Annotated in this window: 10 protein-coding genes; 7 read left to right on the top strand and 3 right to left on the bottom strand. The window is 68.6% G+C overall.

Translation table 11 applies throughout. The features are described 5' to 3' along the window. Positions 1–14 precede the first annotated feature (14 nt). Both sdhC and ABT171_RS01240 read right to left on the bottom strand, forming a co-directional pair. Positions 15–836 carry a succinate dehydrogenase subunit SdhC gene (gene sdhC / locus ABT171_RS01245; protein ID WP_351238444.1) on the bottom strand — a complete coding sequence of 274 codons (822 nt, stop codon included), beginning with the start codon at positions 834–836 and terminating at the stop codon, positions 15–17. A gap of 22 nt (positions 837–858) precedes the next feature. Next, positions 859–1,149, bottom strand: a complete 291-nt coding sequence (locus tag ABT171_RS01240) for an Rv0250c family protein (RefSeq protein WP_351238442.1) — start codon at positions 1,147–1,149, stop codon at positions 859–861. A 315-nt stretch (positions 1,150–1,464) separates the two neighbouring features. On the opposite strand from ABT171_RS01240, the gene ABT171_RS01235 reads away from it, so the two are divergent. The 7 genes from ABT171_RS01235 (at position 1,465) to ABT171_RS01205 (ending at position 12,241) form a co-directional block, all read left to right on the top strand. Next, the gene (locus ABT171_RS01235) at positions 1,465–3,657 is read left to right on the top strand and encodes an ABC transporter family substrate-binding protein (protein WP_351238440.1); all 2,193 of its coding nucleotides are present in this window, start codon (positions 1,465–1,467) and stop codon (positions 3,655–3,657) included. Between the two features lie 154 nt (positions 3,658–3,811). Further along, on the top strand, positions 3,812–5,719 hold the full coding sequence (gene typA / locus ABT171_RS01230) for a translational GTPase TypA (RefSeq protein WP_351238438.1): 1,908 nt from the start codon (positions 3,812–3,814) through the stop codon (positions 5,717–5,719). Between the two features lie 407 nt (positions 5,720–6,126). Further along, positions 6,127–7,161, top strand: coding sequence for an ABC transporter permease (locus tag ABT171_RS01225; RefSeq protein ID WP_351238437.1), 1,035 nt, complete (start codon positions 6,127–6,129; stop codon positions 7,159–7,161). 60 nt (positions 7,162–7,221) lie between these two features. Further along, positions 7,222–9,030: an ABC transporter substrate-binding protein gene (locus tag ABT171_RS01220; protein ID WP_351238436.1), complete on the top strand. Its 1,809-nt coding sequence runs from the start codon at positions 7,222–7,224 to the stop codon at positions 9,028–9,030. 87 nt (positions 9,031–9,117) lie between these two features. Next, positions 9,118–10,098 carry an ABC transporter permease gene (locus tag ABT171_RS01215; RefSeq protein ID WP_351238435.1) on the top strand — a complete coding sequence of 327 codons (981 nt, stop codon included), beginning with the start codon at positions 9,118–9,120 and terminating at the stop codon, positions 10,096–10,098. A gap of 10 nt (positions 10,099–10,108) precedes the next feature. Beyond that, positions 10,109–11,131, top strand: a complete 1,023-nt coding sequence (locus ABT171_RS01210) for an ABC transporter ATP-binding protein (protein WP_351238434.1) — start codon at positions 10,109–10,111, stop codon at positions 11,129–11,131. Positions 11,132–11,143: 12 nt separating this feature from the next. Continuing rightward, on the top strand, positions 11,144–12,241 hold the full coding sequence (locus ABT171_RS01205) for an ABC transporter ATP-binding protein (RefSeq protein ID WP_351238432.1): 1,098 nt from the start codon (positions 11,144–11,146) through the stop codon (positions 12,239–12,241). A gap of 11 nt (positions 12,242–12,252) precedes the next feature. Here ABT171_RS01205 and ABT171_RS01200 read toward each other — a convergent pair whose 3' ends face one another. Then, on the bottom strand, positions 12,253–12,993 hold the full coding sequence (locus ABT171_RS01200) for a class I SAM-dependent methyltransferase (protein ID WP_351238430.1): 741 nt from the start codon (positions 12,991–12,993) through the stop codon (positions 12,253–12,255). Positions 12,994–13,015: the final 22 nt, after the last annotated feature.

The following is a 13,015-nucleotide window of genomic DNA, read 5'->3' as shown; positions in this document are numbered from 1 at the left end:
TACCTCACTGGTCTCTAGAAGAAGCGGGGATCGGCGAAGACACCGGACGCGACGAGATAGACGTAGAAGTCGGCGAGCGCCACGCTCAGCAGCGACGCCCACGCCAGCTGCATGTGGCGGGCGTTGAGCCGGCCGACGAACTGCCACGCCTTGTACCGCACCGGGTGTTTCGAGAAGTGCCTGAGCTTGCCGCCGACGATGTGCCGACAGGAGTGGCAGGAGAGCGTGTACGCCCAGATCAGCACGATGTTGGCCAGGAAGACCAGGGTTCCGAGGCCCATGTGGCCCCAGCGGTAGTGCGCGTCCCGGAAGGACAGCACCGTGTCGTAGGTGAGCACGCCGGCGACCAGCAGGGCGGCGTAGAAGAAGTACCGGTGGAGGTTCTGCAGGACCAGCGGGAAGCGGGTCTCGCCGGTGTACGTCCGGTGCGGCTCGGCCACCGCGCAGGCGGGCGGGGAGGCCCAGAAGCTGCGGTAGTACGCCTTGCGGTAGTAGTAGCAGGTCAGCCGGAAGCCGAGCGGGAAGATCAGGATGATGATCGCGGGGGAGATGCCCCACCAGCTGCCGAACAGCTGCCAGTTCGGCCCGGCGTGCATGACCTTGCAGCTCTGCGCCAGGCACGGCGAGTAGAACGGCGAGACGTAGGGCGCCGCGTAGTAGTCCGCGTCGGCGAAGGCCCGCCAGGTCGAGTAGACGACGAAGGCCAGCAGACCGGCCGCGGTGACGGCGGGCGCCAGCCACCAGCGGTCGGTTCGCAGATGCGGGGCGGCGATCGCGGCACGCGTACCGGTCCGTACGCCGCCGCTGTTCTGTTGGGGTTCCGTACCAGTGGCCAAGGCAGGCTCCGGTCGTCGGGGGTCAGGGGGCGCGGCGGTCGCGGGCGCCCAGGCCCTCGTCGTCCGAGTCCGTCCACAGGCTGATGTCGTAGGGCGTGTCGGAGATGGTGACGAGGTCGGGGCCGCGCGGGGCGTCCGGCGCGGCGGTCGCCTCGCGCAGCAGCGCCAAGCTCTCGCGCAGATGGTCGGCGTCCAGCCGGACCCGGCGCATCTCCAGGCCGCCGCGGCCGAGCTGGTGCTCCAGGCGCCCCAGCGACCGGTACAGGTCGTCGATGGAGCGCTGGACCGAGGTGATGTCGTCGTGCACGGACATGACTTGCCCTCACTTCCGTGGGTCCGGCGAACCCTGGGCGGCAACGTTCATGCGCCTTGGAGTGTTGCGCGCCGCACCTGCCGGTGTGAAGGCATGTGCAGCGATTGGCGGAGGCGTACGGGTGCATCTGGGGTGGTGTTGCGCCGCACGGGTGGGGTTACCGCGTGTCGTCGCCGTGTCGCCAAGGGTTGCCGGATCCTTTCCTCTTCAGTGGGCCGCATAGATCTGATCAGCTCCATATACCGCCAAAGGTGATCAGTTCCACATACCGACAAATGTGAGCATAAAGCCCGCGGCTCTCCGGAGGTAGCAGAGATGTCCCACGACGGCGCCGGCGCCCGCTCGCGGCACCCCCAGCGGAGCGTCATGCGTTCGGTCACGTTCCTGGCCGCGGGTGTGCTCGCCGTGCCCCTGCTCGCCGGCTGCGGCTCCGACGAGGACGAGGCCGGCAAGCCGCTCGCCGGGCAGGACATCGTCCCGGTGGCGCGTGACCTGGTCGCCGACGGCGGCACGCTGAAGTGGGCCGTCGATGCCGTCCCGGAGACCCTGAACACCTACCAGGCCGACGCCGACGCGGGCACCACCCGCATCGCCCAGGCCGTGCTGCCGTCGATGTTCCGGCTGGACGCGGCCGGCCGGGTGGTACCCAACCCCGCCTACCTGGAGTCGGCCAAGGTCATCGAGACCGAGCCGCGCCAGGTCGTGCTGTACAAGCTGAACCAGCAGGCCGTGTGGAGCGACGGCCGGGAGATCGGTGCCGCCGACTTCCTCGCCCAGTGGCGTGCCCTGTCCGGACGCAACAGCGCCTACTGGACCGCCCGCAACGCCGGCTACGACCGCATCGAGAAGATCGAGCGCGGCGCGAACGACCTCCAGGTCCGGGTCACCTTCTCGCGCCCCTACGCCGACTGGAAGTCGCTGTTCTCCCCGCTGTACCCGAAGGACGTCATGGGCACCCCGGACGCCTTCAACGACGGTGCCCGCCGCAGGCTGGCGGTCACCGCAGGCCCCTTCAGGGTGGACAAGGTCGACCCCGCCGCGAAGGACGTGGTCCTCACCCGCAACCCGCGCTGGTGGGGCAGGCCGGCCAAGCTGAACGAGATCGTGCTGCACGCCGTGGCCCGCGACCAGCGGGCCGTCGCGCTCGCCGACGGCAGCGTGGACCTCGCCGACGTCGAGCCCGCCGACGCCGAGCGGATCGGGCTCGCCGCACGCGGCACCGTGAACCCGCTGCAGGGATCGGGCAGGACCTCCCTGACCAAGCTGCGCTCCTGGGCGCTCGCGCACGGCTTCGGCTCCGACGCGGCCGGGGCGGGCCGGACGAAGCTGCGCAGGGCCATCGCCGAGTACCTGGACGAGCAGCAGGCGCTGCGCGACGTCGAGGTCCGCAAGTCGCTGGAGCCCGCCTTCACCCAGCTCGCCCTCAACGGCTCCGAGGGGCCCCTCGCCGACGAGCGCGTCCGCCGGGCCGTCGCCCGCGCCCTGGACCGCAAGGAAGTGGCCAAGCTGGTGCTGACCCCGCTGGGTCTGCCCGCCGTCCCGGTCGGCAGCCATCTCGCCCTGTCCGGGCAGGCCGCCTACGCCGACAGCAGCGACGCGGTCGGCGACCAGGACGCCAAGGCGGCGCAGGCGCTGCTCGCCGAGGCCGGCTGGGTGCCGGGCGGCCCGGTCAAGGAGGAGAAGAAGGGCCAGAAGGCGGCCGGCTCCGAGGGCGATCACGGGAAGGGCAGGACGGAGAAGGAGGACAAGTCCGACGGCGGCGACGACGGCGCGTACATCGTCGGCGAGGACGACAAGAGCGGGGACGGCCAGAGCGGGGACGGCAAGTCGGGGGGCCGCGGCGACGGCGGGGACCGGCACATGGCACAGGAGGGCAAGCACGGTGTGCCCGGGGCCTACGCCCCCAAGGGCACGGCCGCGCCGGCCGCCGCGCCGGCGGGCCTGCTCGCCAAGGACGGCAAGGCGCTCGCGCTCCGCTTCGTGCTGCCCTCCGGCCCCGGCTCCGAGACGCTGAACTCGGTCGCCGAGCGGATCTCGGCCATGCTGGAGCCGCTCGGGATCCGGACGACGATCACCAAGGTCTCCGACGAGAGCTACTTCAAGGACCACATCGCCGCCGGCGACTACGACCTCGCGCTGTACTCATGGCCGTCCTCCGCGTTCCCGGCGACGGACGACCGGCCGGTCTACGCCAAGCCGGTACCGGCGGCGGACGGCTCCCTGAACGTCGAGCAGAACTACACACGCGTGGGGACCGACCAGGTCGACCAGCTCTTCGACCAGGCCGTGGCGACGCTGGACGAGGGCGAGGAGGTCTCCCTGATCCGCAAGGCGGACTCCAGGATCTGGGCCGCGGCGGGCTCGATCCCCCTGTACCAGCGGCCCCAGCTGGTGGGTGTGCGGAAGAACCTGGTCAACGCCGGGGCGTTCGGTTTCCAGACGCCGGTCTACGAGGACGTGGGCTTCCTGAAGAAGGGGGCGAGGATCTCCCCCAGTCCCACCAAGTGACCTGCGCGGGGATCACCGCGTGGCCCTGGGAAAGCCGACTCCGCCAGGGCCACGTACCATGGGGTGAGGCCGTGGCGTGTCCAGCCCGGCAGGGCCCGTGCGACACATACGTACGCGCAGGGCGATCCTCACCACTCCGGGAGTACGGCAGCTTATGGCCACGCGCCACGACATCCGCAACGTCGCCATCGTCGCTCACGTCGACCACGGCAAGACCACCATCGTCGACGGCATGCTGAAGCAGGCCGGCGCGTTCGCCGCCCACCAGCTCGACTCGGTCGACGACCGCATGATGGACTCGAACGACCTGGAGCGTGAGAAGGGCATCACGATCCTCGCCAAGAACACCGCGGTGAAGTACCACCCGAAGGACGGCGGGGACCCGATCACCATCAACATCATCGACACCCCCGGCCACGCCGACTTCGGCGGCGAGGTCGAGCGCGGTCTGTCGATGGTCGACGGTGTCGTGCTGCTGGTGGACGCCTCCGAGGGCCCGCTGCCGCAGACCCGGTTCGTGCTGCGCAAGGCGCTCCAGCAGCGCCTGCCCGTCATCCTGTGCATCAACAAGACGGACCGCCCGGACTCCCGGATCGACGAGGTCGTCAACGAGACCTACGACCTCTTCCTCGACCTGGACGCCGACGAGGAGCAGATCGAGTTCCCGATCGTCTACGCCTGCGGCCGTGACGGCATCGCCTCGCTGACCAAGCCCGAGAACGGCACGGTCCCGGCCGACAGCGACAGCCTGGAGCCGTTCTTCTCCACGATCCTGGAGCACATCCCGGCGCCGACGTACGAGGAGGACGCGCCGCTCCAGGCCCACGTCACCAACCTCGACGCCGACAACTTCCTCGGCCGTATCGCGCTGCTCCGCGTCGAGCAGGGCGAGCTGCGCAAGGGCCAGACGGTCGCCTGGATCAAGCGCGACGGTTCCATCAGCAACGTCCGCATCTCCGAGCTGATGATGACCGAGGCGCTCACCCGCAAGCCCGCCGAGAAGGCCGGCCCCGGTGACATCTGCGCCGTCGCCGGTATCCCGGACATCATGATCGGCGAGACCCTCGCCGACACCGAGAACCCGGTCCCGCTGCCGCTGATCACGGTCGACGAGCCCGCGATCTCCATGGTCATCGGTACGAACACCTCGCCGCTGGTCGGCCGGGGCGGCACCGGCAAGGGCGCGGACGCGAAGGCGGCCGTGAAGGACCGCAAGGTCACCGCCCGCCAGGTGAAGGACCGGCTCGACCGCGAGCTGATCGGCAACGTCTCCCTCCGGGTCCTGGAGACCGAGCGCCCGGACGCCTGGGAGGTCCAGGGCCGTGGTGAGCTGGCGCTCGCCATCCTGGTCGAGACCATGCGCCGGGAGGGCTACGAGCTGACGGTCGGCAAGCCGCAGGTCGTCACCAAGGAGGTCGACGGCAAGGTCTACGAGCCGGTCGAGCGCATGACGATCGACGTGCCCGAGGAGCACATGGGCGCCGTCACGCAGCTCATGGGTGTCCGCAAGGGCCGCATGGACAACATGTCCAACCACGGCTCGGGCTGGGTGCGCATGGAGTTCGTGGTCCCGTCCCGCGGTCTGATCGGTTTCCGCACCGAGTTCCTGACCAACACCCGCGGCACCGGTATCGCCCACTCCATCCACGAGGGCCACGAGCCCTGGTTCGGCACGCTGCAGACCCGCAACAACGGCTCGCTCGTCGCCGACCGCGCCGGTGTGGTCACCGCGTTCGCGATGACGAACCTGCAGGAGCGCGGCGTGCTGTTCGTGGAGCCGGGCACCGAGGTGTACGAGGGCATGATCGTCGGCGAGAACTCCCGCTCCGACGACATGGACGTCAACATCACCAAGGAGAAGAAGCTCACCAACATGCGGTCCTCGACGGCCGACGTGGCCGAGTCGATCGTGCCGCCGCGCAAGCTGTCGCTGGAGCAGTCGCTGGAGTTCTGCCGTGACGACGAGTGCGTCGAGGTGACCCCGGAGGCCGTTCGCATCCGCAAGGTCAACCTCGACCAGCGGGAGCGGGCGCGCGCCGCGAGCCGCGCCAAGCACGGCTGACCCAGGACCGGTTGAGCCCGGGTGCCCCCAAGGATGGGGGCACCCGGGCTTTTTGCAACCCGTTTTCGGGACCCCTATGTCCGGCATGCGGAGATCGCTGCCCGATAGCCATGTAACAAGTCCGTTTCGTGCCTTCTTCTGTCGAACAGTTTGTCCAGATTTTGGAAGCTTCCGCGACGATCCGTGACTGAATTGAGATCTACGGGCGGTGGTCGGTAGTCGACCCATGGCAGATAGTTAGCCGCGAAGCGCTCGGGTCAACGGGTCTCGCGCACTGTGGGGACAGTGTGCCGACTCACGAGCACCAGGGGGTGTCTGTCCCTCCGTCAGGGGTGTCGGAGGGACGACGAAAACCCTCTCCTGTTGGTGAACGCGTGGAGTCACTCATACCTTGAAACGGACGAACCGTGACAAGTCCTATCGACATTGAGGGTGGCGGGACTTCGGTCGTCGTCGACGGTGCACCAGGGCCGGGGGCGAAGGGCGAAACCGTCAAGCTCGAAGGCCGGTCTCCCGGCCAGCTGATGTGGATGCGCTTCAAGCGCGACCGCACGGGCGTGATCTCGGCCTACGTCGTGGGCTTCTTCTTCCTGACCGGACTGCTCGCCCCGCTGATCGCCAAGGTGTACGGCAAGAACCCGTACACGGTGTACGCGGACGAGCGCCCGGACCTCTTCGACAGCGCCGGGGTGCCGGTGCGACCCAACGGCGGTATCAGCGGCGATTTCTGGTTCGGCCTCGAACCCGGCAACGGCTACGACGTCTTCACCAAGCTGGTCTACGGCATCCGCACCTCTCTGATGATCTCGGTCGCCGTCACCCTCGCCGTGGTCGTGACCGGCATCCTGCTCGGGGTCGCGGCCGGCTATCTCGGCGGCAGGACGGACTACTTCATCGGCCGGGTCATCGACTTCCTGCTCGCCTTCCCGGCCCAGTTGTTCTTCATCGCGAGCATGCCGGTCGTGGTCTCCCTGTTCGTCAGCCCGCGCGACGAGACACCGACCTACGTCCGGGTGGTGGCCCTGATCCTGGTCCAGTGGTTCCTGGGCTGGATGGGCCTCGGCCGGATCCTGCGGGGCACGGCACTCGCCCTGCGGGAACGGGAGTTCATCGAGGCGGCCAAGGTCAGCGGGGCCTCGCCGTGGCGGATCATCCGCAAGGAGATCCTGCCGAACATCGTCACCCCGCTGCTGGTGCAGTCGACGTATCTGCTGCCCAACTTCGTGACCGCCGAGGCCGGTCTGTCGTACCTGGGTGTCGGCATCGTCGAACCGACGCCGGACTGGGGGCAGATGTTCTCCAAGGCGTCCACCGAACTGGTGATGCAGAACGACATCACCTACATGTTCTTCCCCGGCGTCTCGATGATCATCTTCGTCGTCGCGTTCAACCTGCTCGGGGACTCGGTCAGAGACGCCTTCGATCCCAAGACCGCGCGCTGACCTGGCACCACGTCAACCACACGGATCGTCACTTTTCGCAGATGGGTGGGAAATTTCGTGATGAGTAGGGGCGGACGCCACGCATACGGCGCACTCTCCGTGCTCGCTGCCGGAGCTCTCGTGCTCACCGGCTGCAGCAAGGGCGGCAGCGACAGCAGCGCCGACGGCAAGAAGGACCAGGAGAACGCCAAGCGGCAGCAGGCGTCGATCAAGTTCGGTGGCCCGGCGGACTCCACCGGCCCGGCGGCTCCCGTGCCCGGCGCCAAACCGGGCGGCACCATGGAGGTGCTCCAGCGGGACTCGTACGCGCACCTCGACCCGGGCCAGATATACGTCTCGGACCAGATGTCCGTGGCGCAGCTGCTGCACAGAGGTCTGACCGGCTACAAGGCCACGAGCGACGACGGCAGCAAGCACGAGGTGGTCGGCGACCTCGCCACCGACTCCGGGACCACCAGCGACGGCGGCAAGACCTGGAAGTACACGCTCAAGGACGGCATCAAGTTCCAGGACGGCACGCCGATCACGTCCAAGGACATCCGGCACAGCGTCGAGCGGCTCTTCGCGCCGTTCATCAACCAGGGCCCCGCCTACCTCCAGCAGTGGCTCGCCAACGCCTCCGGCGCTGCCTACCGCAAGCTGCTGCCGGACGGGCCGTACAAGGGCAAGCACCTGCCCGACTCCGTCCTGGAGACCCCGGACGCGAAGACCGTCGTCTTCCACTTCAAGACCCCGCACCCCGACCTGCCCTACGCGCTGGCGATGGCCGGCTACGCGGTGGTCTCGGAGAAGGGCGACACCAAGCAGCGCTACGACAAGGCCCCGGTGGTGTCCGGCCCGTACAAGATCCAGTCGTTCAAGTCCGGCAAGTCGATGGTGCTGGTGAAGAACACGAACTGGGACCCGAAGACGGACCCGATCCGGCACCAGTACGTGGACCAGTTCAACATCACGTTCAACCAGCAGTACGAGACCTCCACCAAGGCCCTGCTGGCCGACAGCGGCGCCGACCGGACCGGCATCAGCTTCAACAACCAGGTCGACGCGGGCAACCTGTCGCGGGTCCTCAGGGACCCGAAGATGAAGTCCCGCACGGTCTCCGGCTACCAGCCCTACGTCGGCCAGATGAACATCAACATGAGCCACAAGGCCATGCAGGACAAGACGGTCCGCGAGGCCATCGCCTACGCGCTGCCGATCACCCCGTTCCTGCGCGCCTACGGCGGCACCGACGCCATGGAGGTCGCGGGCGGCCTGATCTCCCCGACCGTCTCCGGCTACGACCCCTCCTTCGACCCGTGGGGCAAGAAGGAGAAGCCCGCCGGTGACCCGGGCAAGGCCCGTGAGCTGCTGAAGAAGGCCGGCAAGCTCAACATGAAGCTGACCTTCGGCTACATCAACACCCCCGAGGGCCAGCAGTACTCCACCGCCATGGCGGCGGGCCTGAAGAAGGCCGGCTTCGACGTCCAGCGCCAGGAGATCCCCTCCGAGACCTACTACGACCAGGTCTCCAAGCTGAACAACAACTACGACATCTTCCACACCGCGTGGGGTGCCGACTGGCCGTCCGCCTCGACCGTGCTCCCGCCGCTGTACGACGGCCGGGTGATCGCCGACGGCGCGCAGAACTACTCGCAGGTCAACGACCCGAAGATCAACAGCGAGATAGACCGGATCAACAAGATCACCGACCCGGTCAAGTCGGCGGCCGAGTGGGAGAAGCTCGACCAGTACATCGTCAAGGACGTCGTCAACGTCGTCCCGACCGCGTACTACAAGCAGGCCCAGATCGCCGGCTCCCAGGTCGGCGGCCTCGTCTACGACGACGTGATCGGCGGCGTCGACCCGCGTCGCCTCTTCATCAAGTAACCGTCCCCGCCCGGTACCCGGCGCGCTCCCGTCGACGGAGGGCGCCGGGTACCGCCGAGGCCGCCGACGTCTGAGAGCTGCCCTGTCATGCTGCGCTTCCTCGTCCGCCGGATCATCGGTGCCGTCGTCATTCTGTTCCTGCTGAGCATCGTCACGTTCGTGCTGTTCTTCGGGGTGCCCCGGGACCCGGCGCTGATGATGTGCGGCAAGACCTGCAACCCCGACAGCATCGCGAACATCCACCATGTGCTCGGCCTCGACAAACCCATCACCGAGCAGTACTGGATCTTCCTGCACAACCTCGTCCTGGGCAGCAGCCAGTTCGACCAGGGGCCCTGCCCCGCCCCCTGCTTCGGCTACTCGTACCACACCAACGAGCAGGTCTGGGGCACCCTGATGGACCGGCTGCCCACCACCGTCTCGCTCACCCTGGGCGCGGCCGTGTGCTTCCTGATCGTCGGGCTCGGCACCGGGCTGCTCGCCGCCTGGCGGCGCGGCACGCTGATCGACAAGACGGCCACCGCCGGCGCCATGGTGATCAGCTCGCTGCAGATCTACTTCCTCGGCCCGCTGGCCCTGGCGGTCCTCGTCTACCAGACCCACTGGTTCGACAAGCCCGCCTACAACGAGTTCACCCGGGACCCGGTCACCTGGTTCACCGGCCTGCTCATTCCGTGGGTGATCCTCTCCACGATCTTCGCCGCGCAGTACACCCGTATGGCGCGCTCCTCGATGATCGAACAGCTCCAGGAGGAGCACGTCCGCACCGCCCGGGCCAAGGGCATGTCCCGCGGATACGTCTTCTTCCGCTACGCCTGGCGCGGCTCGCTGATCCCGATCGTCACCATCTTCGGCATCGATCTGGGCTCGCTGTTCGGCGGCGCCATCATCACCGAGTACACCTTCGGTCTGCCGGGGCTGGGCAACCTCGCCGTCCAGTCCGTCTTCTTCAGCGACCTGCCGCTGCTGCTCGGCGTGATGCTCTTCTCCGCCAGCATGATCCTGTTGTTCAACATCATCGTCGACGCCGCCTACGCCTTCATCGACCCGCGCGTGCGGCTGTCCTAAGGAGAGACACATGAGCACTCCCCTCCTCTCCGTACGGGACCTGCACGTCAGTTTCAAGACCGAGGACGGCGTCGTACGGGCCGTGGACGGGCTCTCCTTCGACCTGGAGCGCGGCAGGACGCTCGGCATCGTCGGCGAGTCCGGCTCGGGCAAGTCGGTGACCAACCTGACCGTCCTCGGCCTGCACAACCCCATGTTCACCATGGTGGAGGGGGAAATCCTGCTGGAGGGGCAGGAGCTGACCACGGCCCGGGAGTCCGAGCTGGAGAAGCTGCGCGGCAGCAAGGTCGCCATAATCTTCCAGGACCCGCTCACCGCGCTCTCCCCGTACTACACGGTCGGCCGGCAGATCGCCGAGCCGTACATGAAGCACAACGGCGCCTCCAAGAGGCAGGCCTGGGAGCGTGCCGTGGAGATGCTCGGCAAGGTCGGCATCCCGAACCCCGCTGAGCGGGCGAAGGACTACCCGCACCAGTTCTCCGGCGGTATGCGCCAGCGCGCGATGATCGCCATGGCCCTGGTCTGCGACCCCGCCCTGCTCATCGCCGACGAGCCGACGACCGCCCTGGACGTGACGGTGCAGGCGCAGATCCTGGACCTGCTGAAGGACCTGCAGCGGGAGTTCGGAACCGGCATCGTCTTCATCACCCACGACCTGGGGGTGATCGCCGACATGGCCGACGACATCATGGTGATGTACGCGGGCAGCGCGGTGGAGCGGGGCACGGTCGACGAGGTGCTCAGATCCCCGCGCCACCCCTACACCTGGGGCCTGCTGAACTCGATGCCGCGCCTGGACTCCGACCTCGGAGCCCAGCTGTCCCCGATCCCCGGTGCGCCGCCCTCACTGCTCACCCCGCCGTCCGGCTGCCGTTTCCACCCCCGCTGCACCTACCAGGACCGGGTCGAGGGCACGGGCCGCTGTGTGCGCGAGCGTCCGCTGATGGCACCGGACCGGGCCTCCGCGTGCCATCTCACGGAGGAACAGAAGCGGACCGTCTTCATCGAGGAGATCAAGCCCCGTCTGGGCTAGGAGGACAGTGTCATGACAGAGGAGACGACAGGGGAGACGACGGGGGAGCCGCTGTTGCGGGTCTCGCGCCTGGTCAAGCACTTCCCCGTCAAGGGTGGTTTCCCGGTCCGCCGGACGATCGGCGCGGTGCAGGCCGTGGACGGGATCGACCTCACCGTGCACGCCGGGGAGAGCTTCGGTCTGGTCGGCGAGTCGGGCTGCGGCAAGTCGACCACGGGCCGGCTGATCACCCGCCTCCTGGAGCCGACCGGCGGCACGATCACCTACCGCGGGCAGGACATCAGCCACGCCACCCGCAAGCAGCTCGCCCCGATCCGCTCCGAGATCCAGATGATCTTCCAGGACCCGTACTCGTCGCTGAACCCGCGGCAGACGGTCGGAAAGATCATCTCCAGTCCGATGGAGATCAACGGGATCCAGCCCGGGGGCGGCCGTGAGAAGCGGGTCCGGGAACTCCTGGAGATCGTGGGCCTCAACCCCGAGCACTACAACCGCTTCCCGCACGAGTTCTCCGGCGGCCAGCGCCAGCGCATCGGCGTGGCCCGCGCGCTGGCCCTGGAGCCGAAGCTGATCGTCGCGGACGAGCCGGTCTCGGCCCTCGACGTCTCCATCCAGGCGCAGGTCGTCAACCTGCTCCAGAAGGTCCAGAGGGAACTGGGCATCGCGTTCGTCTTCATCGCCCACGACCTGGCCGTCGTCCGCCACTTCTCGCAGCGGGTGGCGGTCATGTACCTCGGCAAGATCATCGAGGTGGGCGACCGCGACTCCATCTACACCCGGCCGCGCCACCCGTACACCCACGCCCTGCTGTCCGCCGTCCCCGAGGTGAACCTCGCGGCCGAGGAAGCGGGCGGACGCGAGCGCATCCGCCTGGCCGGTGACGTCCCGTCCCCCATCTCCCCGCCGTCCGGCTGCCGGTTCCGCACCCGTTGCTGGAAGGCCCAGGACAGGTGCGCGACCGAGGAGCCGCCGCTGACCCGGATCTCCGGCAACCACGACGGCCATCTGACGGCCTGCCACTTCCCGGAGGAGCCGACCACCGAGGCCCGGGACGAGGACATCGTCCTGGACCCGGCGCTGGCGGCGCTGGAGGAGGGCACGGCGGACTGAAGGGGCTGCCCCTAGGAGCGGCGCGCCACGGTGATGATCTCCGGGGCCGTGGGGGTGAGCGGCCCCCGTTCCCAGTCCCCGTACTGCGCCACGACCGTCAGCCCGGCGTCGGCCAGGAAGTCCTGCAACGTGTGCGCGTCCAGGAAGCGCAGGACGCCGTGGCACACCCGTGGGGCCGGCCAGCCGTCGCCTTCGTAGGTCTCCGTGAACCGCACCCGGTCCCCGCCGGGCCCGTCGTCCTGGACCTCGTGCCACACGTGCACCGGTGTCCCGTCGTCGGCGGTGATGTCGTACACCCGCTCCGGGACCCACCGCTCCCAGGCACGGGCGGCCGGATTGCGGGTCTCGAACACGAACCGCCCGCCGTCGGCGAGGGCCGCCCGGACCGCGCGCAGGCAGCTGCGGAGGTCCTCGTCCCGGACCAGCTCCTGGAAGGCGTGTCCCGTCATGACGGCGAGCTCGAACTCCCCGTCCCACAGCCGGGTGCGCATGTCTCCGAGCACCCACTCGACGTCCGGCCGGGCGCGCCGTGCCTGCACGAGCATGGCGGGGGCCGGGTCCAGGCCCATCAGCCGGCCCCGGTGCCCCTCGGCCCGGGCCCGCCGCAGCAGCCGCCCGGTGCCGCACCCGATGTCCAGCACCGAGCGGGCCTCCCGCACCAGACCGAGGTAGAAGTCGTCACCCGGTCCCCAGGGGTTCAGGTGGTCGTAGAGCGCGGCGAGCGTGAGGTCTGTGAAGACTTGATCCACCACCGCCGCAGTCTGACACACGTTG

The organism is Streptomyces sp. NPDC001851 (assembly GCF_040297165.1).
In the GTDB taxonomy this organism is placed as follows: Bacteria; Actinomycetota; Actinomycetes; order Streptomycetales; family Streptomycetaceae; genus Streptomyces.
Note: the sequence above shows the minus strand (reverse complement) of the source record. Positions and strands in the feature narration are given on the sequence as shown.

Excerpts from the sequence above, each read along its gene's own strand:
- ABT171_RS01240 (WP_351238442.1), bottom strand. The coding sequence starts at position 1,149 with ATGTCCGTGCACGACGACATCACCTCGGTCCAGCGCTCCATCGACGAC.
- ABT171_RS01235 (WP_351238440.1), top strand. The coding sequence starts at position 1,465 with ATGTCCCACGACGGCGCCGGCGCCCGCTCGCGGCACCCCCAGCGGAGC.
- typA (WP_351238438.1), top strand. The coding sequence starts at position 3,812 with ATGGCCACGCGCCACGACATCCGCAACGTCGCCATCGTCGCTCACGTC.
- ABT171_RS01220 (WP_351238436.1), top strand. The coding sequence starts at position 7,222 with ATGAGTAGGGGCGGACGCCACGCATACGGCGCACTCTCCGTGCTCGCT.
- ABT171_RS01215 (WP_351238435.1), top strand. The coding sequence starts at position 9,118 with ATGCTGCGCTTCCTCGTCCGCCGGATCATCGGTGCCGTCGTCATTCTG.
- ABT171_RS01210 (WP_351238434.1), top strand. The coding sequence starts at position 10,109 with ATGAGCACTCCCCTCCTCTCCGTACGGGACCTGCACGTCAGTTTCAAG.
- ABT171_RS01205 (WP_351238432.1), top strand. The coding sequence starts at position 11,144 with ATGACAGAGGAGACGACAGGGGAGACGACGGGGGAGCCGCTGTTGCGG.